The organism is uncultured Anaerococcus sp., from assembly GCF_963510575.1.
GTDB lineage: Bacteria > Bacillota > Clostridia > Tissierellales > Peptoniphilaceae > Anaerococcus.
Genome location: NZ_CAUPFR010000001.1, coordinates 30487 through 50377 on the forward strand (window position 1 = coordinate 30487; position 19891 = coordinate 50377).

18 protein-coding genes are annotated in these 19891 nt (G+C 36.9%); 6 read left to right on the plus strand and 12 right to left on the minus strand.

All coding sequences use genetic code 11. The annotated features are described in order from the left end of the window. Positions 1-155 precede the first annotated feature (155 nt). Complete coding sequence (locus RQ907_RS00165; RefSeq protein WP_311491383.1) at positions 156-1328, plus strand: hypothetical protein; 1173 nt, start codon at positions 156-158, stop codon at positions 1326-1328. Positions 1329-1416: 88 nt separating this feature from the next. Here RQ907_RS00165 and RQ907_RS00170 read toward each other — a convergent pair whose 3' ends face one another. The 6 genes from RQ907_RS00170 to RQ907_RS00195 form a co-directional block, all read right to left on the minus strand. Then, a complete protein-coding gene (locus tag RQ907_RS00170; RefSeq protein WP_311491384.1) occupies positions 1417-2778 on the minus strand; it encodes an MATE family efflux transporter in 1362 nt (453 codons plus the stop codon). 166 nt (positions 2779-2944) lie between these two features. Continuing rightward, on the minus strand, positions 2945-4117 hold the full coding sequence (locus tag RQ907_RS00175; protein WP_311491385.1) for a peptidoglycan bridge formation glycyltransferase FemA/FemB family protein: 1173 nt from the start codon (positions 4115-4117) through the stop codon (positions 2945-2947). Positions 4118-4205: 88 nt separating this feature from the next. Further along, positions 4206-5387, minus strand: coding sequence for an ATP-grasp domain-containing protein (locus RQ907_RS00180; protein ID WP_311491386.1), 1182 nt, complete (start codon positions 5385-5387; stop codon positions 4206-4208). Between the two features lie 8 nt (positions 5388-5395). Further along, complete coding sequence (gene thrS / locus RQ907_RS00185) at positions 5396-7318, minus strand: threonine--tRNA ligase (RefSeq protein ID WP_311491387.1); 1923 nt, start codon at positions 7316-7318, stop codon at positions 5396-5398. A 291-nt stretch (positions 7319-7609) separates the two neighbouring features. After that, positions 7610-7873 carry a Txe/YoeB family addiction module toxin gene (locus RQ907_RS00190; protein ID WP_311491388.1) on the minus strand — a complete coding sequence of 88 codons (264 nt, stop codon included), beginning with the start codon at positions 7871-7873 and terminating at the stop codon, positions 7610-7612. Beyond that, positions 7863-8129, minus strand: a complete 267-nt coding sequence (locus RQ907_RS00195; protein WP_311491389.1) for a type II toxin-antitoxin system RelB/DinJ family antitoxin — start codon at positions 8127-8129, stop codon at positions 7863-7865. The genes RQ907_RS00190 and RQ907_RS00195 overlap by 11 nt, the downstream gene beginning before the upstream one ends. Positions 8130-8272: 143 nt before the next feature. Here RQ907_RS00195 and galE point away from each other — a divergent pair, with 143 nt between their 5' ends. Together galE and RQ907_RS00205 are read left to right on the plus strand one after the other, a co-directional pair. After that, on the plus strand, positions 8273-9298 hold the full coding sequence (galE, locus tag RQ907_RS00200; RefSeq protein WP_311491390.1) for a UDP-glucose 4-epimerase GalE: 1026 nt from the start codon (positions 8273-8275) through the stop codon (positions 9296-9298). Between the two features lies 1 nt (position 9299). Then, complete coding sequence (locus RQ907_RS00205) at positions 9300-10226, plus strand: sugar phosphate nucleotidyltransferase (RefSeq protein WP_311491391.1); 927 nt, start codon at positions 9300-9302, stop codon at positions 10224-10226. A 122-nt stretch (positions 10227-10348) separates the two neighbouring features. On the opposite strand, the gene malQ is transcribed toward RQ907_RS00205, so the two are convergent. Together malQ and RQ907_RS00215 are read right to left on the minus strand one after the other, a co-directional pair. Beyond that, a complete protein-coding gene (gene malQ, locus RQ907_RS00210) occupies positions 10349-11833 on the minus strand; it encodes a 4-alpha-glucanotransferase (RefSeq protein ID WP_311491392.1) in 1485 nt (494 codons plus the stop codon). A gap of 2 nt (positions 11834-11835) precedes the next feature. Beyond that, positions 11836-12870 carry a LacI family DNA-binding transcriptional regulator gene (locus RQ907_RS00215; RefSeq protein ID WP_311491393.1) on the minus strand — a complete coding sequence of 345 codons (1035 nt, stop codon included), beginning with the start codon at positions 12868-12870 and terminating at the stop codon, positions 11836-11838. Positions 12871-13355: 485 nt separating this feature from the next. Between RQ907_RS00215 and RQ907_RS00220 the strand changes: the two genes are divergently transcribed. After that, a complete protein-coding gene (locus RQ907_RS00220) occupies positions 13356-14222 on the plus strand; it encodes a hypothetical protein (RefSeq protein WP_311491394.1) in 867 nt (288 codons plus the stop codon). A 63-nt stretch (positions 14223-14285) separates the two neighbouring features. Here the strand turns inward: RQ907_RS00220 and RQ907_RS00225 are convergent, their stop codons facing one another. The 3 genes from RQ907_RS00225 to RQ907_RS00235 all read right to left on the minus strand — a co-directional run bounded on the left by RQ907_RS00225 (position 14286) and on the right by RQ907_RS00235 (position 18333). Continuing rightward, positions 14286-15644: a hemolysin family protein gene (locus tag RQ907_RS00225; RefSeq protein ID WP_311491395.1), complete on the minus strand. Its 1359-nt coding sequence runs from the start codon at positions 15642-15644 to the stop codon at positions 14286-14288. A gap of 67 nt (positions 15645-15711) precedes the next feature. Next, positions 15712-16662, minus strand: a complete 951-nt coding sequence (locus RQ907_RS00230) for a CorA family divalent cation transporter (protein ID WP_311491396.1) — start codon at positions 16660-16662, stop codon at positions 15712-15714. A gap of 72 nt (positions 16663-16734) precedes the next feature. Next, positions 16735-18333, minus strand: coding sequence for a Na+/H+ antiporter NhaC family protein (locus RQ907_RS00235; protein WP_311491397.1), 1599 nt, complete (start codon positions 18331-18333; stop codon positions 16735-16737). A 161-nt stretch (positions 18334-18494) separates the two neighbouring features. Here RQ907_RS00235 and RQ907_RS00240 point away from each other — a divergent pair, with 161 nt between their 5' ends. Both RQ907_RS00240 and RQ907_RS00245 read left to right on the plus strand, forming a co-directional pair. Then, positions 18495-18902 carry a hypothetical protein gene (locus tag RQ907_RS00240; RefSeq protein WP_311491398.1) on the plus strand — a complete coding sequence of 136 codons (408 nt, stop codon included), beginning with the start codon at positions 18495-18497 and terminating at the stop codon, positions 18900-18902. Positions 18903-18957: 55 nt separating this feature from the next. Further along, the gene (locus RQ907_RS00245) at positions 18958-19137 is read left to right on the plus strand and encodes a hypothetical protein (protein ID WP_311491399.1); all 180 of its coding nucleotides are present in this window, start codon (positions 18958-18960) and stop codon (positions 19135-19137) included. Between the two features lie 67 nt (positions 19138-19204). Here RQ907_RS00245 and RQ907_RS00250 read toward each other — a convergent pair whose 3' ends face one another. After that, positions 19205-19843 carry a V-type ATP synthase subunit D gene (locus tag RQ907_RS00250; RefSeq protein ID WP_311491400.1) on the minus strand — a complete coding sequence of 213 codons (639 nt, stop codon included), beginning with the start codon at positions 19841-19843 and terminating at the stop codon, positions 19205-19207. Positions 19844-19891 lie beyond the last annotated feature (48 nt).

Here is a 19891-nt window from a genome sequence, read left to right on the forward strand (position 1 = left end):
TTCCACTTTAAACCATGTTTTAATGATTTTTAGCGTTTTATATTTCTTTTTTTGTTTAAATATACCTGCTAAACGATTGCAAATCGCTGGTGTTTCAGTATAATTCATAGGGTAAATGTTCACATGAGAAGAATATTTTGAAAAGGAAGGAATTTATGAAGAACAAATATAAGTTAACAGCACTACTTGTGGCCCTTTCATTGGGTTTTGCGGGATGTGCCCAAGAAGCAGGCAAAAAAGTAGATGATGCAGCTAACGATGCTAAAGAAAAGGTAGAAGAAGTAGCCAATGACGCCAAAGATACCGCCGACGAGGCCAAGGAAGATGCCAAAGATCTTGCTGAAGATGCAAAAGATGAAGCCAAGGATAAGGCAAGTGATGCTTTAGATAAGGCCAAATCAACCCTAGAAGGCAAACTAGTTCTTAGAAGAAGCCTAAAGGCTGCCCATGGAGAAGGTTCCTTTGCAAGAATCGCTGTAATTACAGATGGAGATAAGATTGTAGATGCAGCTATCGATGAATTCCAATATTTCGATGAGGGTTCAGGTTTCCTTGCCCTTCCAAATCAAGATGAGGATACAGAATTCAAATCTGGCAATAAATCAGGGAAATTTCTCGGATCAAAGGTTGTGAATGATGAGAAATATTCAGCCCTTATGAAAGAAAAAGCTAAGGCAACAGTTTCTATTGCAGATAACTACAAGGCAATCCAAAATTTTGCTAAGGGTAAAACTATAGATGAACTTAAGAAAGTTGTAGCTGGAGCTGAACCTGGCAAGGCAATTGATTCTGTCACAGGAGCTACTCTTGTTGATACAAAAGGCTACCTAGAAGCAATAATCGAAACAGCAGAAGATGACGAAAACACAAGTGTTTTTGAAGCTAATAAGGCCAATGATATCCAAATCAAGCAAAGTTTTGGTACAGCTGGCAACAAAAATGCAATCACAGATACCTTTGTAGTTATGGAAGATGGCAAAATTATCGCAGCAAATATCGATGAATACCAATACATGGAAGGAAAGGGCGTGCCAAACTCTGATAAGAAATTTGGCGAAAACTACGCTGATTCTAAAAAAGTTCTAGCATCCAAACTAGAAAACAACGAAGCATATTCTAAGCAAATGAAAGATATCGCCAAGGCAAAACACACCCTAAGGGAAAACCTAAATGCTATCGAAGCCTATGTTGTAGGCAAGACTCCTGAAGAAATCAAGGGCCTAGTTGACGGCAACAAACCAGGTAAACCAGTAGACGCCATCTCAGAAGCAACTCTTTCAAGCACAGTTGGCTACCTAGACGAAATCTACAAAACAGCCACAAAATAGAAAATAAAAATAAGACCAGAAAGCCTTAATCCTTTCCTTTGATTGGAAAAGTTAACGACTTCTGGTCTTTTTTTACAAATTTTTAATCCTAAAGGATATCAATTTTTTCCCTAATATCCTTCTTTAAAAATATAACACAAACTATAGCATTTAAAACTTCCGCTATAGCAAAGGCCCACCAGGCAGAATTGAGGCTGCCAAGCCTTGTAAAAAGATAAAAGATTGGCAAAAGTAGGATAACCTGCCTTAAAAAAGACTGGATAACTGGGAACTTCCAATTGCCGATAGCCTGAAAAATCCCTCCAACTCCAACTACTGATGGGATGGAAATGATAAAGGAAAGTGAAACTATCCTAATCATTGGCACTCCAATTTCCCTCATGACATCTGTTGCAGAAAAGAGGTCAAACAATTGTTTAGAAAATACCCACATCAAAACGACTGACGTACCAACAATAGCAAAGGAGGCTATAAAGGCAATCCTAATAGCTTCCCTAATCCTATCCTTGTTTTTTGCCCCATAATTATAGGAAACTATGGCCAAAAGGGCATTTGAAATCCCAAACATAGGCATAAAGGAAAATGACTGAAGCTTGTACATAATTCCATAGGCAGCTACAGCTGAAGCGCCGAAAGTATAGAGCATATTATTTATAAAAAACAAAACCACTGAGCCAATCCCACTTATCAAAACAGAAGGAAGGCCAATTGAAAAGATTTGTTTGATATTATCAAGGTGAAAGTGCAAATTTTTGAAAATAAAATTCACATCCCTATTTTTCTTGGTATGGAAATAAATCCCAACTAAAGATCCACCTATTTGTCCAATTACAGTTGCAAGAGCCGCACCAGTCACGCCAAGCTTTGGAAAACCAAAAAGCCCAAAAATCATAATTGGGTCAAGAATTATATTTAAAATCGCCCCTGTTCCTTGGGTAACCATGGTGTAGACGGTATTGCCTGTTGATTGGAGGGTCTTTTCGAAAAATATTTGGAAAAACACCCCACCACAAAATAGCAAGATAACATAGAGGTAGTCCTTGGTATATTCAACGATTTCTGGGTCTGTTGACTGGCTTTTTGCATAAAAATCTGTAAAGAATATGCCAAATAAAATGAAAGTCACCATAGAAGCTGCCGCCAAGATTAGGCCGTGGGTTGCAATCGCCCCTACTCTTTTTTTATCATTCATGCCCAAGTATCTGGAAAGCAAGGCTGTTGTACCTATACCTGTTCCTACTGCAAAAGCTACCATGATATTCTGGACTGGAAAGCAAAGGGAAACAGCTGTTAGAGCCTTTTCTGAAAGCCTCGCTACGAAAATCGAATCAACCAAGTTATAAACTGATTGGACCAAGAATGAAATAATAATTGGCAGGCTCATTTTAAATAAGAGGGATGGAATGGCCTCTGTTCCCATCCTGTTTTTTTCAATTTTATTTTCTGTCATATAACCCCCTTCTAAAAATCTAATAAATTTTTCAACAGAAAAATAACGGCAAAAGCCGTTATAATTCACTAATATCATATAAATTACTAAGTCACTATACCCCTTGAAAAGATTTATACTAATTATTATCTAAAAATCGCCTTATATATTTTTTTAAGGGCGGAAATCAATCTTTTTTTTTACTATTTCTAGCCTTTTCAAGCTCTTCTGGATATGGATAATAGATGAAGGCACCAGTTTTCCTGAGTATATAGCCATTGAAATTTTGCTTAAATCTTAATACCCCATCGCTACCATCAAAGACCCCGTCAATTCCAAAGAAGTTGTAAATTGGTATGTTTCTTTGCATGATTCTCCTCATCGCCTCGTATTGAAGGATAAAGGCACCTGGCAATTTTTGGTACTTGGTGAGAGATCCTCCCAAAAAGTAGATGACCTCCTTTTCACCATAGACTAAAATCATATTTGCTAAAGGAACAACTGGCTTATTCGCTTCCTTTTCGAAATCTTCTAACATCTTTATATCATTTTCGAGAGATTCCCTTCTTTGTTTATTTTTAGGTGTATCTCCTATTTTATCCAACAAGTCTCTCATCTTTCCTATAGAATAGGCGAAATCTATTTCTGATGTTAAAAATTCTGTACTTGGTCCAAATTCATCAAAAAATGTACGATAATAATTTATGGACTTATCTCCAAATCCTTGTCTTTCTGCCGTTTCAGAAGTAAGAGTCCTAAATTCTTCCAATTCGTCCTTAGATATTTTTCTGACCTTAAGTCCCAACTCCAAGGCTTTTTTGATTTTCCTTTGGGCATTTTTATTAAAAGATTTTAAAAGTTCTTCGTCCTTATCTGGCAAAAATTCTCCCAAATTTTTTATAAATTGGTAGTCTGGCGACCCATCAAAAGTTGGAACAGAACCATCATTTCCTATATAACCAACTTCTTTCATTTTTTCAAAAAATGACCCATCCTCTGCTAGGATTTCTTCGCCTTCTTGATCAATTTCTTGGTAGTCGCTATCAAGTTTTACAACTAATTTCAGATAGCCTTCTTCCTTGGCATAGTCTTTTAATTTGTCATAAAAAATATATTCATTTTCCTTAACTTCTGAGCTTGCTCCAACCATAAGGTCCATTCTCTCGCCACCGTAAAATTTCCTCATGAAGGCGAGTCCCACAGCTAGGATTTCCCCTTCATCGTGGAGGGCCAAAAGCTTGGTTTTTCTGTTATTGCTCTTTAGTACCTCAGCCATTTGGCTGGTTTGTAAAAAAGAATAGTTCCTAAGCCTAGCTAGGTAATCATCATATTCTTTTCTTGAAATTTCTTTAATTATCATATCTTCCCCTCAGTTTTTTCATAACTCTTAGTCCTATTTTAACACAAAGCCATATTTTTATAAAACCAAAAGCTATCAACTAGCCAAGTTAATTAGGAAATATTTCTTTCTCGCGTCTATTCATCTCTCTGAAAAGCATAAAATTTCTTTTGATAGACCTATCGTAGTCCATAATGTTTGGGTTGGCAGTGTTGGTAACACGGTCCTTATCCTTAAATTCTGGCAAGAGTTCCTTATTCATGTGATTTTCCAAACATTTTTCGCCTAGTTTTATTAGCCTAAATTTCTTGCTTGGCCTTAGGACTTCGCTCCTATGGTAACCCTTATCTTCTATAGCTAATTTTATGAGGTTAACTCCAGCAAGGGTTGAGTAATAGAAGGTTCTTCCCTGTCTTTGGTTCATTTCAAAAACAAAAATTTCCCCGGTTTTAGAATCAACCTTGAAATCAATATTAAATAAGCCTACATAATCAAGACTATCCACGATTTTCTTTGCCATTTCGTACATCCTCGAATCATTGTGGTCGATTTGAACCAAGTGGTTGCCGACTGTAAGTGGTCTTTCGTCAGATAAGATATTTCTTGCTAGAACCATAGAGGTATCTTTTTGGCTTGACCTATAGCCATTTAGGGAATACTCTGACCCGTCCCCACCATTGACAAATTCTTGGACAATCATTTCTCCTGGATAGCCTGCCTGGTAAATCTTTTTAAGAACTTCCTTGGCTTGCCTATTTGAGCTTAGCTTATAGCCCTTTTGCTTTTCTTTAAAATCCAAGGCGTAGAGGGCTGGAAAGTCATCTGGTTTCATAAATAAGTCCCCATCTAGGGATAGGCTTTCGATATTATCCTTATTTATAATCTCTGTCTTAGGATACCTAATACCGATTGTATCTAGGTATGCATAAAATTTTGACTTATAAAATAAGTTTTTATATATAGATCCAAAAGGATAGGCTGGTTCAAAGTCAAAATCAAGTCTATCTAAGTTTTTGCACAAGATATTCAAATAGATTTCATTTGGCGCAAATATTATAAATTTAGTATCTGGATATTTTTTTGCTTCTTCATTTAGCATGGCAACAAACTTGTCATCATTACTTGAAAATCCTTTTTCATAGGTTAGGGTTGATATTTTTGTATCCTTATATACGTTTAGGACACCTGCCCCGACTGTGACAGCTTTTTCTCCATAGGCTTCAAAGAAGCTCCTAGCAACAGAATAAGAATTGTCATCTGTTCCTAGGATTAAAGCTTTTACTTTTTTCATCAAATCACCTAAAAAATTGATTCACGTGACTTGGTTTTTCTTTCTTCAGAAATTTTTTCGATAAAGTCAGCTAGTTTTACATCCTTTGTCTCTTCGCCGTCCCTATTTCTAACTGTGAGGAGGCCTGATTCGATTTCCTTATCGCCTACTACTAGCATGTAGTTTGTTCTCATCATTTGAGCTGACCTAATCTTGTAGCCAACACCTTCGCTTCTCTCATCTACTCCTACCCTGAAACCTGCTTTTTCGATTTCTTTAGCTATTTCATGAGCCTTGTCAGCAAATCTGTCTGCTACTGGGATTACTTCTACTTGTCTTGGGTTAATCCAAAGTGGGAATCTGCCTGCAAAGTGTTCTGTAAGAACGCCGATAAATCTCTCAACTGATCCAAGTAGGGCTCTGTGGAGCATTACTGGTCTCTTCTTTTCGCCGTTTTCGTCTATATATTCAAGCTCAAAATTGGCTGGAAGTTGGAAGTCAAGTTGGATTGTACCACATTGCCATTCCCTCTTAGCTGCATCTAATAAGTGGAAGTCGATTTTTGGACCGTAGAAGGCACCATCACCTGGGTTTATTTGATAATCAATGCCACGTTCTTCTAGGGCAAGTTTTAGTTGTTCTTCTGCGAAGTCCCAATCCTTGATATCTCCCATGTAGTCGTCTGGTCTTGTTGATAATTCCATAGTGTATTTAAAACCAAATGTAGAGTAAAGAAGGTCTGCAAGGTCAATCATCTTGTAAACTTCTTCCTTAATTTGAGATGGAAGACAGTAAACGTGGGCATCGTCTTGGGTGAAAGTTCTTACTCTGAATAGGCCGTGTAAAGTACCAGATAATTCGTGTCTGTGAACTTGGCCAAATTCTGCAAGTCTGATTGGTAGGTCTCTATAGGAATGTTGGCGGGATGCGTAAGTTAAAACTGATCCTGGGCAGTTCATTGGCTTAATTGCATAGTCTTCGTCATCTATCTTTGTAAAATACATATTTTCCTTGTAGTGATCCCAGTGACCTGATCTGTGCCATAGGTCTTCATTTAGGATAAGTGGAGTTTTAATTTCTCCGTAGCCAGAATTGTCAAGGACACCTCTCCACCAACCAAGAAGCTCGTTCATTAGGATCATGCCATTTGGATAGAAGAATGGGAAGCCAGGTCCTTCTTCGTGGAAGGCAAATAGGTCCATTTCCTTACCAATCTTTCTGTGGTCACGTCTAGCGATTTCTTTTTGTAATTCTTCGTATTCTTCAAGGTCTTTTGCCTTTGGGAAGGAAATACCGTAGATTCTTTGAAGCATAGCCTTATCAGAATCTCCCCTCCAATAAGCACCAGCTATTGTCTTTAGTTTTATAGCCTTGATTTCCTTTGTAGATTCAAGGTGTGGTCCCCTGCAAAGGTCTGTAAAAGCATCTCCCATCTTATAAAGAGTGATTAATTCATCTGCTGGAAGGTCTTCGATTAGTTCTACCTTGTAGTCTTGGCCTTCTTCCTTAAACATCTTTAGGGCTTCGTCTCTTGAAACTTCAATTCTTTCTAATTTGAGATCTTTTTTGGCAATCTCTTTCATTTTCTTTTCGATTTTCTCCAAATCTTCTGGAGTAAATCTGTGTTCAAGGTCCATATCATAGTAGAAACCATCTGCTATGGCAGGTCCTATAGCGAATTTTGTTTCTGGCCAAAGTTCCTTGATTGCAGCAGCCATTACATGGCTTGTTGTATGCCAGAAAATTTCCTTGCCTTCTGCATCTTCAAATTTTACAACTCTAAAGTCGCTATCTTCCATAATTGGTTCAGCATAGCCCATAACTTTTCCATTTACAACAGCACCTAAAGCTGCCCTATAAAGTCCCATTGAGATGTCCTTTGTAACGTCACCAACAAGGACTCCCGCTTCATATTCTTTTACTGATTCGTCTGGTAATTTAATCTTAATCATGTCTTCTCCTTATTTTTTTATCACGAATAAAAAAACCGCCCCACTATCCTTCTCGGATAATAGGACGGCAATATTCCGTGGTTCCACCTAATTTACTACTCATTAGGACTGTATCGTAGTCATACGTCTTGCTTAGTCACAAGAAACTCAGGGTTGGTATTCAATCGAAATATCACTAAGGCTTCTCAGCTAGCACCTCTTTCTGTAAGTTAAATCCGACCTACTAGTCCCGTCATCGTCTTTTATCATGTAACTACTTTACTCATGTGGAAAAATTTTGCAAATTATTTCTTAATAGTGGCCCCTAACCTGGAGAATTACTAGGACATCGCCGTCTATAAAATAAACTATCCTGTGCACCTGGTCAATCCTCCTTGACCACAAACCTGAAAGATTGTCTTTTAAAGCTTCTGGCTTGCCAAGGCCTTCAAAAGGTGACCTTTTAATATCCTTTATTATTTTATTTATTCTGGCAAAATTCTTCTTATCAGTTTTTTGCCAGTACAAGTATTCTTCCCAGGCTTGGTATTTCCAATTTATATAGTTAATCTTCATCAAAATCCTCAATGATGTCATGGTTTACAAGCTCTAATTTTCCTTTTTTGTAGTCCTCATAAGATTTTTCAAGATAAGCCAGGTTTTTTTCGCTATAAAAAGGATCCACATTCAACTCAAAAGGAATCCTGTATTCCTTGCCTATTTTTTTTAGGTAAATGTTAATAGCAGCTGACATAGAAAGACCAAGTTCGCTTAAAACTAAATCTGCTTGTTTTTTTACATCATCGTCAATTTTTACATTTATTTGAGCCATAAATACACCTCTTTTCTATAAATATTATACCAATTTTATATAAAAAGTAAACAAGTCAGGAAAAACCAACATTTTTTTCAAAACTTCAAAATTTCACCACATTATAGTATAATCATAATATATGTAAATAGAAAGGTAGATTTATGAAAAATGTCCTAATAACCGGTGGGGCTGGCTATATTGGCACCCACACCGCTGTAGAATTATTAAACAAAAATTATAAGGTTGTAATCTATGACAACCTCTCAAACTCATCAAAAATTGCTGTTGACAGGGTAGAAGAAATTACAGGCAAAAAAATAAGTTTTTATGAGGCAGATATTTTAGATAAGGAAAGGCTCAAAGAGGTTTTAACCAAGGAAAAAATTGACGTTTTAATCCACTGTGCAGCCCTCAAATCTGTTGGCGAATCAGTTTCAAAACCACTTGAATATTACCACAACAACCTAACAGGAACATTAACAACTCTCGAAGCCATGAAGGAAGTAGGCTGTAAAAACCTTATATTTTCTTCATCTGCAACTGTTTATGGTAATCCAGCAAGCGTTCCAATTACAGAAGATTTTCCAAAGGGCGAATGCACCAACCCTTACGGTTGGTCAAAGTCTATGATGGAACAAATTATGATTGACCTTCAAAAATCAGACCCAGAGTGGAAAATCGTTCTACTAAGGTATTTTAACCCAATTGGCGCTCACAAGTCAGGCAGGATTGGCGAAGACCCAAGAGGTATTCCTAACAATCTACTCCCATATATAGCCCAAGTTGCTGTTGGCAAACTTGACTACCTCAGAGTTTTTGGGGATGACTATGACACAGTAGACGGCACTGGGGTTAGGGATTACATCCACGTTGTAGACCTCGCCAAAGGCCACGTTTGTGCTATAGATAAGCTTGATGACCTTGACGGAGTTTCTATAATAAATCTCGCTACAGGCAATGGATACTCAGTCCTTGAAGTGGTAAAGGCCTTTGAAAAAGCTTCTGGCAGAGAGGTTCCTTACAAGATTGTCGGTCGTAGGGAAGGTGACATAGCTAAATGCTTTGCCAACGCAAAAAAAGCCTACCAACTTTTAGGCTGGAAAGCAGAAAATGGAATCCAAGAGATGTGCGAAGATTCATGGAGATGGCAATCTCAAAACCCTAATGGTTATGAAGAAAGGAAATAAAATGGATACTAGCCTCGTTGTTTTAGCAGCAGGTATCGGCTCGAGGTACAAGGCAGGGATCAAACAACTAGCCAAAATGGATGCCAACGGCTATACAATCATTGATTATTCAATCTTTGATGCCATCGAAGCTGGCTTTAATAAAGTCGTATTTATCATTAGAAAAGATATAGAAAAAGATTTTAAGGAAGTAATCGGCTCTAGGATTGAAAAATTTATCAAGGTCGAATATGCCTACCAGGAATTAGACTTGCCTGGCGACTTTACTTCTCCAAAATCCAGAACCAAGCCTTGGGGAACAGTCCACGCTGTTCTTGCAACCAAGGGGCTTGTTAATGAGCCATTTTTGGTAATAAATGCAGATGACTACTACGGCAAGGGAGTTTTTAGAGACCTTCATAACTTTTTGCTAAATTCACCAGCAGATATTGACGGAAGGCTCCAAGTAGCCATGGCAGGCTACAAGTTAAAAAATACCCTATCTGATAATGGCACTGTTACCAGGGGCGTTTCTGTAGGAAATAAGGAAAACAAGCTTGTTAATATCATAGAAACCCACGAAATCAAATACAACAAGGAAGATGGGACTTTTTCCTCAAAGGAAAAGCTGGGCCCAGATTTATTGAATTTTGAAAGTCTGGTTTCCATGAACCTTTGGGCATCTTTTCCAAAATTCATTGACCTTGCCGAAGAACATTTTTCTGCCTATTTGGAAAAAAATAGGGAAAATTTAGAAACTTGTGAATACGTATTGCCAGATATGGTTGGTGAGTGGATTAAAGAAGACCTAGCCGATATTACAATCATTCCTACCAACGAAAAATGGATTGGCATTACCTATAGGGAAGACCTAGAGCCAGCCCAGAAGGCCTTTGGGGAGATGTTTGCAGAAAAAACCTACCCAGCTGATATTTGGAAGAAAGATTAATTTTAATTTAGGAAAAAAAATCCCACCTTTGACCCAAACTCCAATTGGAGTTGGTAGTAAGGTGGGGTTTTTTTTAGGATTTTAATTGTATAGGATTAATGTTGTTCGCTTGTATTTTAAAATTATTTCTCAGCCTTATTTCTTGGCTTGTTCTTGTTTTTTTCTATGGTTTCTTTTATAAAGCTAGCTTTTTTTGCGTAGTCTTTTAAGTCTTTTAATTTGTAGGACCAGTTTTTATCGCTTAAGGTTGCTGGTTCGTTGATTCTTGCTTCTTCTCCAAGTCCTAGGATGTCTGCAAGTGAGACAATTACGTAATCACTAGCTGTGCTCATAACATAGTCAAAGAAATCTTCCTTGATGTCTCCGTGGTCTATGCCCAAGTCTTTGAAATATTTTTTTATAGATTCGTGTTGGGCTTCGTTTAGTTCGCCATACCATTGGAAGAGAGTTTTGTTGTCGTGGGTACCTGGATAGGCAACAGAATTTTCCCTAGCTTCTATATAATGGTCTTCCCAAGGTCTTAGGTTTTCTTGAATGATTACCATACCCTTTAGGTCGTAGTGGTCACGGAGTTTGTAAACTCCTGGCATCATTGTACCAAGGTCTTCTGCGATAAATTCTACGTCTTTGAGTTCTTCTGTGATTTTATCAAAAAGTTTAAAACCAGGTGCACAAATCCATTCACCTTCAACAGCTGTATCGTTTTTCGCATCTATTTGCCAATAGGTATCAAAGGCCCTAAAGTGGTCTAATCTTACAATATCATATAGCTTTGCATTGTAGGCAAGTCTATCTATCCAGAATTTGAAACCATCTTTTTCGAGCTCGTCCCACCTATAAATAGGATTGCCCCATCTTTGTCCTTCATCTGAAAAGGCATCTGGTGGCACTCCTGCTATTAGGATTGGTTTGCCTTCCTCAGTGATTTCAAAATCTTTTTGATTTTGCCAAACATCCAAACTATCAAGTCCCACATAGAATGGAATATCTCCGATAATTTTGATGCCATTTTCGTTGGCATAGGCTTTTAATTTCATCCATTGCATATAGAAAATATATTGGATAAAAATTTCATAACCAATTTGATCTTCATATGGGCTTAGGTCGAATTTCCTATCAATTATCCAAGACTTTTGCCCTTCTGGCCATTCATTCCAAGCTATAAGTCCATTATCTTTTTTGAAACTTATAAATACTGCATAGTCATAAACAAAGTCGAATTTTAAAAATTCCTTATAGGAATCACTTTCTTCTAGACCTTTTTCCTTGAATTTTTCATAGGCTTTTTTGAGGTATTCACCCTTAAATTCTCTTACAAAATTGTAATCCACCCTGTCTTTTGGCTTAAGTGGAGCAATTCTCTTGTCTAACAACCCATCTTCATAGAGCATATCAAGGGAGATGTAAACCTCATCTCCTGCATAAGATGAATATGGTTGGTAAGGAGAATTACCATATCCAAGTGGGTTTAGAGGTAGGATTTGCCACATATCAAATCCAGCTTCCTTGCTTATATCAATAAAATCATAGCTTGCCTTGCCAAAATCCCCTATGCCATGGCTACCGTTAAGGCTTGCAAGGGGCCATAAAATTCCTGCTTTTTTCATATTCACACCTTCCTTATATTTGCAGTTGTTTCGCCAACAAAAAGTTCAGCGTCAAAACTTGTTACTTCTTCGTGGTCTTTTTTGTTAATTATTTTGAATAATTCCCTAACAGATGTGTAGGCAATCTTAACTGTCGGTTGGGCTATGGTTGTAATTGGTTTTAAGAGAAATTCATTTATCTCTAGCCCATCAAAACCTGTCACAGAATAATCTTCGGGAACGGATTTTCCCATGTCGTGGATGGCTTTTATTGCTCCAATCGCCACAAAATCAGATATGGAAAAAATAGCTGTGCAATCAAGCCCTTCTTTTACAATTTTTTTTGCTGACTCATAGCCATGGCTTAGGGAATATGGATTTAAGCCCTTTGGAGGATAAATAACCAAATTCTCATCAAAGTCGATGCCATGATCAGCAAGGGCTTTTTTATAACCTTCCATCCTCAAATGTCCAATACTTAAATCATCAGCCCTAGCAGCTATAAAGGCAATCTTTCTGTGGCCTAGGCTTATTAAGTAGTCAACCATCCTTGCACTTTCCTTAAAATCATCAATTCCAACACAGGTTGCATTTTTATTTATGATATCCTTATTTACAATAGTTGTCATTGAATATGGTGTATCAAGAGCCTCGAGTTCTTCGGCATCGCTTATGAAATGGCCACCCAAAAAAATTATCCCTTCAGGTTTTAAAATCTTTGTCGCCCTTTTTGCTACCTCAAGCTCAGAAGAATGCTCTTCTACCTTAGTTAGGACAAAGGAATATTCAGTCTTACTTATCTCTTCTTCAATGACTTTAATCATTGGTGTAAAGAAGGGGTTGGTTATTCCCTTGACTAAAACAGCTATAGTTTTATTTTTATTTATCTTTAAATTTCTTGCGTTAGTATCTGGTACAAATCCTATTTTTTCAATTGTGGCAAGAATTTTTGCCCTTGTTGAAACGCTAATTCCCTCAGCGTCATTAATCGCCCTAGAAACTGTACTTACGCTTACGCCACAAATACTTGCTATATCTTTGATAGTTGGATTAGTCATAAGCTCCCTCGTTATAATTATCATTCCTTTTTTAAGAAAATGTCCCTCTTTTCATGGAAGTTTGACCAAAAATTTTTCTATAAATCTTTGATAAAATCTCTTTTATATGCTAAAATTTCTATGTATCTAATTTTTAGGAACATTTCTTAATTAACAATCTAATTTTTTTCCTAACCTAGCCTTATTTGGCATAAATTAGTACTCAAAGAAAACAATACTCGGTATCGTTTTCGTAATTTTAATATATCACATCTTTGTATAAATTACAAGAGCTGAAGAATTTTTTATGTAAATATAAGAAATTTTCTTACTTTATTTGCTAAATTATTAGCTTGCCCTTGCTTTTAAAAGCAATCCCTATCAAAAATTTTTCGCGTCTTAATTTACCTTTTTTATTTGGAGATTTCGCTTAAATTTATTGGCAAAAATTTTTTTAAAAATTTTTCTTAGCTGGCCTTTATGTTATAATAATAAGAGGAGGATATATGAAAAATAGAAAATCCCTGGTTTTACTTTTGGCTCTTGGCTTAATCTTTTCTGCTTGCAAGGAAAATAAATCCCCAGATACCTCAAATGAAAAATCAGTTGTAATCAAAAGTGAAGAAGAAATCAAAGACGAAAATGTAACCGATGACTTTTACAAACTCATAGAAGATTCAAATAAAGATTTAACCGACGAAGAAAAAACTTTTTTGGCTGAACTTCTAAAAAATATAGAAAATAAAAACTCAGAAAAATTATCAAAAATTTTAGGCGACCCTCTTAAGAGCGAAGTTGGAGGAGATCTTAGGGTTTTAACTAACAAGCTTGACCCAGTTGACATCGCAGGACCTATTTTAAGTATAAAAAAATTAGAAAAAAAGGATAAGTCTTTTATAATCACAACTAAAAATGAAGATGATTCCCTACTTATATCAGCTGATAAAGATGGGGATAAGCTAAAGAAATTAGATATCACTCTTGGCTCGACCCTTGCCAAAAATGAGAAGCTAAAAAAAGACAACCAAGCCTTTGTAGACAAGGCTTATGAAATAATCGATGCCCTAAAAAATGAAGACAAGGACCTTTTTGCCAAAGATATTGCTGGCCTAAGTCTTGATGAGAAAAAATTTGATGAAATGTACCAAGGTCTTGCAAAAGACCTGAAAATGGCAGGAAAACCCCTGACAGACAAGTCATCTGTAAAAGTCTCTTTTGCTAAGGACGTCATTAAAAAAGCCCCTGCCAACTTAAACCTAGTCCAGGTTAGGCTTGTCTATAGCTTTGAACATATAGAAAAAATCGTCTATGATTTTGTTTTTACAGAAGATATGAGACTTATTTCCCTGGGAGTAAGTCCTGACGAAAAATAAAACCCTTATAGCTAATGGTTTTAAAATTAATACGAAAAAATCGCCCAAAACGGACGATTTTTTTTATTTTTCTTCTTTGACTTGGTCTCCTGCTTCTTTTTCAGAATTTTCTTCGCTTGGTTTTTCCTTTAGTTTCCTAATCCTACAAGCCTTTATCCTGTTATCTTCCATGTAGAGGATTTTTATCTCATAACCATTGTAGATTATGGTTTCATTGTCACCTGCTTCTGGTATATAGCCGAGCTTGTCTATAATAAAACCACCGAGCGAATCGTAATTTTCATTATCTTCATCAATATTTATAGGAATTTTCTCATTTAGGTCCTTAATTCCAATCGAAGCCTTAACAACAAAGACGTTTTTGCTGTTGATTTTTATCTCTGGTATATCGTAGTCAAAACTATCTTCCATGTCGCCTACGATTTCTTCAATCAAGTCTTCCATGGTAATTACACCTGAAAAACCACCATATTCGTCAATCAAAATCGCCATGTGAATATGACCCTTTTGCATATCTGAAAAAAGCTTGTCAGCTTCGATTTTATCTGGCGCAAAGTAGGCAGGCCTGATTAATTTTTCTATATCTACATTATAAAGTCCAACCTTGGTCGCCTCCAAGAGGTAGTCCTTTGTGTACAAAACTCCCAAGATATTATCAACATCATCTTCAAAAATCGGAATCCTATTGTGGCGAATTTTCACAAATTCTTCCATGTACTCCCTATCCTTGTCGTTGATGTCAATCATAAAGACGTCAGTCCTTGCGGTCATGATTTCTTCTACGATTATGTCATCAAAATTCATGATGGAATGGATCATCTTTGATTCCATAGGCCTAATAATACCCTGGTCTTCACCGATTTGGACGATTGATTTTATCTGTTCGTTGGTAACTTCCTTTTGGATAACACCTGCCTCTATGCCAAAAATTTTCATTATGAAATTTGTTACCTTGTCAGTAACAAGAACAAAAGGCTTGGTTAAAGCAAGGGCCAACCTCAAAGTGCCTGTGGTATTAAGGGCAAAACCCAGAGGATTTCTAACCCCTATCCTTTGAGGAATCTTATCTACAAAAATTATTTTTATTACTATGTAAAGCAAGATAGTGATTAAAAGCGCAGTCTTCATGGAAACATAAGTCATAATAAATCTCGAATCCCTAATCATATCGGCTATAAAAGCGACTGTGACAAGAGATATGACAGAATTTATCATAGAAAAAGACTGGTTAAGCCTATCTTGGTTGGAAGTTATCCTTAGCAAGACCTCAGCATCCTTACTGCCTTTTTCTTCTAAATCACGGAGCTTATCCTGAGAAAGGCTAATCACTCCAGTATGGAGGGCTGTAAAAAACCCATTTATTAAAACTAAAAAAATTACTATTAAAACCAAAATTAAACTGTGGTAGGGAACAGAGTCCATAATTTCTCCTTTAAATATAATACACTTTGACTATATCAACAATCCTCACCCTTGTCAAAGCTAGACCCTATTTGTCAATCTTTTTAAATAAAAGATAGCAAATGATGACGCTTAGGATAGAAAGGCCTATGATGTACATATATCCAAATTCCCAGCTAAGTTCCGGCATGTTTTCAAAGTTCATTCCGTACCAGCCAGTTAGGACTGTAATCGGGGTGAAAATCGTAGTTACAACTGTGAGGATTTTCATAGTTGAGTTCATGGAAAGATCCATTTTTGAATCATAGGAGTCCTTGACATTGGTAATGTAGTCGGACAAATAGGAAATATTCGCCGAATACCTTTCAACCCTGTAGGCCAGGGATTTTAAGTGTTTGATGTCATCTTCATCAAAGATTTCATTTTCATTTTCTACAAAAACTTCGATTGTGTCTAGGAGTCTCTCGTAGGAAGTGTAAAGATTTAGAGCCTTGTGCCTATTGTCTGAAATTACTCCAATCTTATCCTTACTTGACTTGTTATTTATTATCGAATCCTCAATTTGGGCTGTAGAATTTTTTATTGAATCAAAAATCCCTGTGTGCCCGTCAATTAGGGCTGTGATGAAGTGTTTTAAGGCACGACCTGGCGACCTTGATGAAAATTTCTTGGCCACCATCTTATTGAAGGCACGAGTTGTGGAATCGTCCTTGTCGTACATATCAACTACAACTAGCCTGTTATTTTCTATATAAAATCCTATGAGGTCTGAGGTGTCAAGATTACCCCTTATGTCTAAAAGCTCCAAAATCGCAAAGGTGTAGGTATCCTCAACTGCCACATAGGATTTTTTGCTATTTTCTGTGACAAGCAAGTCAACCAAGGCATTGTCAAGCTTGTATTTTTTTGCAAAATCAATAAAGTCAGCCTTTCCCAAATACATGAGGTAAAAGTCGTCGTCTTCTATGGCATCGTAAAACTTTGGCATGGTCGTTTCTTCAAAGCCATTGTCCGTATCAAATTTATAAATATATTCCATGTAAACTCCTATTTTTCAAATATCTTAATCATTCTATGGGATAGTGACTTCCTTGTCAAAAATCCCCAGCACTTAGGCTAGGGATTTCTTTTTGTTTATAGATTTTAAAACCACCATAAAGACCATGATTGCAAAAATCCCAAAGGCAAGGGAAATAATTGCCGAATGGGTAAAACCAGCTACGATATAGGAAATGCTGGCAATGGCTGCTACGGTAAGCCCATAGGCTAACTGGGTTTTGACGTGATCAACGTGGACGCAACCAGCACCTGCCGATGACATTATGGTTGTATCTGAAATTGGCGAAATGTGGTCACCGCAAACCGCCCCAGATAGGCAAGCAGATATGCCTATGAAAAACAGAGGTTGACCTATTTCAAACATGGCAGTTATAATTGGAATTAGGATTCCAAAAGTTCCCCAAGATGTTCCTGTGGCAAAGGCAAGGAAAATCGCAACCACAAAGATAACTGCAGGCAAAAATGAATTTAGGCTGCCAACAGCTCCTTTCATGAGATTTGCAACAAATTCTTGAGAACCCAAAAGGTCGTTTGAAATGTTTTTAAGACTTGTGGCCATGGTTAAGATCAAAATCGCCCCAACCATTGAAGAAAATCCTTCGGACAGACTTTCCATTGACTTTTCAAAGCTAATCACACCCCTAATCACAAAATAAATTATGGAAATAATTAGGGCAGAGAGGGACCCCATGGCTAGGGCCACAGATGAGTCTGTGTTGGCAAAGGCATTTACAAAGTCTCTATAAAACTCACTTGCAGGATCAAAAAATCCGCCAACGTAGACTAAAGATAAAACAGAAACTACAATCAAAACCAAAATCGGAAAGATAAGGTCAATCACTTTTCCATTTGGATTGCCATCTTCAGCTGTAATCTTTGTTGTCTTAACTGCGCCAAGGTCGCCTGTTTCTATGGCTTTTTTCTCAACATCCTTCATCGGACCAAAGTCGTTGTCAAAAAGTATAATTGACACTACAAAAACTAGGGTCAAAAGCGAATAGAAATTAAAGGGAATGGCCCTTACAAACATCTCAATTCCAGAAATTCCCTCAGCATAGCCAGAAACCGCCGCTGCCCAAGATGAAATCGGCGCAATCATACAGATAGGAGCTGCAGTTGAGTCGATGATGTAGGCAAGTTTGGCCCTTGAAATCTTATAAGAATCAGTCACAGGCTTCATAACAGAGCCTGATGTCAGACAGTTAAAATAATCGTCAATAAAAAGCATGGAGCAAAGGAAAAAAGTCGAAAGTTGGGCGGCCTTTCTCGATTTTATCTTTGAGTGGGCAAATTCTCCAAAAGCTCTTGACCCACCCGAATGATTTATCAAAACAACCATGATTCCCAAAACAACTAGGAAAATAAAAATCCCCGCAGTTTGAGAAACTGATGCAATAAGCCCCTTTTCAACAACATTGTCAAGCGACTGGGACAAGGACCCACCTGATCCCAAAATCCCTCCGACTAAGATTCCCAAAAACAAGGACGAATAAACTTCCTTGGTCAAAAGCGCCATAAAAATCGCGAGCACAGGCGGGAAAAGCGCCCAGGCAGTGGCAAAAGTATCCTTCCCACTTAGGGAAATATATATTGATAAAATTATCGAAACAAGTCCCACAAAAAGGGCAAGTTTCATATTTTTCTTCTTCATAAAACCTTCCTCTATCTAAAATTAAATAAATAAAATAATATCTCAAAAAAGAGCACGGTTAACATTATACTTAATTTTGAGAGATTAGAAAGGAAAACCTATATTAAATATATTTATTTGTAATTTCTAGTATAATAATCAATAATAGAGGAGATAAAATTATGAGTTTAGGTTTTGGAGGAAAGTGTATACTGATATCTAAAGATATAGACTATCTTATGTTCAAATATTGTTCATTTAATTATAATAATGAGAATTCGGAAAAAGCACAGAATACTTTTGATGGAATAATTATAGTCCATAAAGACTATTTCCCAAAACCTACTATTAGTAAAAAGAAAATTAAAAAATCAAACGGAAAGAAGGTGTGGATTGAAAAGAAAAAATATCCTGAGGTTGAATTGGAAGATTTCATAAAATCCGGGAAAATTTCTGTCGAAAACTCTACACACGCCAGCTATTTGTCAGAAAACGGCATTGATAGAATAGCCTTAGATTTGATTTTTAAATTGAATCTGGAATATCAAAAAAGCGGACAAACCCCTGATAATGTTTCAGTATTTTACTAACGTCTTATGATTATCATTTCAAAAAACGGGTAAAAAAATATCAGGAAGGATAATAATGAATACATACAGAGATTTAATTGTAGGAAGCCTTGCTTTAATAGTTTTGCTTGTGTCAATATACATGTCTTATAAAACTCACCAAATCGAGTACGGATGGATAATAGGAACAAGCCTTATAGCTATAGGATCTTTTGGCAAGTATTTTTCAGTTCGCAAAAAAGAAAACCAAGCTTAGGATTTTCAAGTCGTAGGCATCCAACTATAAATAACCATAAAAACCACCGAAAAATCGGTGGTCTTTTTTATCTTTCTTCTGAAATTATATCTTTTACCTTCATCAAACGAGAGATAGTTGCTCTTTCGTTTTCTTCTAGTTTGGCTCTGATGTATTTGATTGTTTCTTCAAGGTCAGGGATGGTCCTGTATTCTAGGGCGTTTACCCTTCTTCTTGTGGATTCAATCTCATCTGCCATTAGCTGGGTTGTTTTTTCTAGCTCAGCTAATTGCAAAAGCCTGTCTACTACATGGTTTAGCTTTAGGATTGCTTCATCTAGGCCCACGCTTGTTGTGGCGTAGCCGTAGGGAAACATCGAAGCTTTTTCGTTTACCTTTACCTTAAATTCCATCTTAGGAATCCTAACACTCATGACGTTTTTACTTGTAATATCAACGCCAACTTCCTGGGTTGGAAAACTAACTGCTTCTTCGAGGATTTCTGGACTCATGAAGGCTGATGCCATCAAAAAAGCTGCAAAGGAGTCTGATAGTTCCTTTTCTACGTCTTCTCTGAGTTTTTTATTTTCCCTAATAAGCTCCAAGAATTGCCTCATTAGCTCATCTTGCTTGTCTTTAAGGAGTTTGTATCCTCTTTTAGCAGTGGCAAGCCTTCCCTTTAGAGTGTTTAGGTTCATCCTAGTAGGGGTTACTTTTAGCTTTGCCATAGGCTAGTCCATGTATTTTTCTATTAGGGCGTCGTCAATTCTCTTAAG

Excerpts from the sequence above, each read along its gene's own strand:
- RQ907_RS00240 (WP_311491398.1), top strand. The coding sequence starts at position 18,495 with ATGAGTTTAGGTTTTGGAGGAAAGTGTATACTGATATCTAAAGATATA.
- galE (WP_311491390.1), top strand. The coding sequence starts at position 8,273 with ATGAAAAATGTCCTAATAACCGGTGGGGCTGGCTATATTGGCACCCAC.
- RQ907_RS00170 (WP_311491384.1), bottom strand. The coding sequence starts at position 2,778 with ATGACAGAAAATAAAATTGAAAAAAACAGGATGGGAACAGAGGCCATT.
- RQ907_RS00165 (WP_311491383.1), top strand. The coding sequence starts at position 156 with ATGAAGAACAAATATAAGTTAACAGCACTACTTGTGGCCCTTTCATTG.
- RQ907_RS00190 (WP_311491388.1), bottom strand. The coding sequence starts at position 7,873 with ATGAAGATTAACTATATAAATTGGAAATACCAAGCCTGGGAAGAATAC.
- RQ907_RS00230 (WP_311491396.1), bottom strand. The coding sequence starts at position 16,662 with ATGGAATATATTTATAAATTTGATACGGACAATGGCTTTGAAGAAACG.
- RQ907_RS00225 (WP_311491395.1), bottom strand. The coding sequence starts at position 15,644 with ATGGACTCTGTTCCCTACCACAGTTTAATTTTGGTTTTAATAGTAATT.
- RQ907_RS00245 (WP_311491399.1), top strand. The coding sequence starts at position 18,958 with ATGAATACATACAGAGATTTAATTGTAGGAAGCCTTGCTTTAATAGTT.
- RQ907_RS00220 (WP_311491394.1), top strand. The coding sequence starts at position 13,356 with ATGAAAAATAGAAAATCCCTGGTTTTACTTTTGGCTCTTGGCTTAATC.
- RQ907_RS00250 (WP_311491400.1), bottom strand. The coding sequence starts at position 19,843 with ATGGCAAAGCTAAAAGTAACCCCTACTAGGATGAACCTAAACACTCTA.
- RQ907_RS00235 (WP_311491397.1), bottom strand. The coding sequence starts at position 18,333 with ATGAAGAAGAAAAATATGAAACTTGCCCTTTTTGTGGGACTTGTTTCG.
- malQ (WP_311491392.1), bottom strand. The coding sequence starts at position 11,833 with ATGAAAAAAGCAGGAATTTTATGGCCCCTTGCAAGCCTTAACGGTAGC.
- RQ907_RS00175 (WP_311491385.1), bottom strand. The coding sequence starts at position 4,117 with ATGATAATTAAAGAAATTTCAAGAAAAGAATATGATGATTACCTAGCT.
- RQ907_RS00205 (WP_311491391.1), top strand. The coding sequence starts at position 9,300 with ATGGATACTAGCCTCGTTGTTTTAGCAGCAGGTATCGGCTCGAGGTAC.
- RQ907_RS00180 (WP_311491386.1), bottom strand. The coding sequence starts at position 5,387 with ATGAAAAAAGTAAAAGCTTTAATCCTAGGAACAGATGACAATTCTTAT.
- RQ907_RS00195 (WP_311491389.1), bottom strand. The coding sequence starts at position 8,129 with ATGGCTCAAATAAATGTAAAAATTGACGATGATGTAAAAAAACAAGCA.
- thrS (WP_311491387.1), bottom strand. The coding sequence starts at position 7,318 with ATGATTAAGATTAAATTACCAGACGAATCAGTAAAAGAATATGAAGCG.
- RQ907_RS00215 (WP_311491393.1), bottom strand. The coding sequence starts at position 12,870 with ATGACTAATCCAACTATCAAAGATATAGCAAGTATTTGTGGCGTAAGC.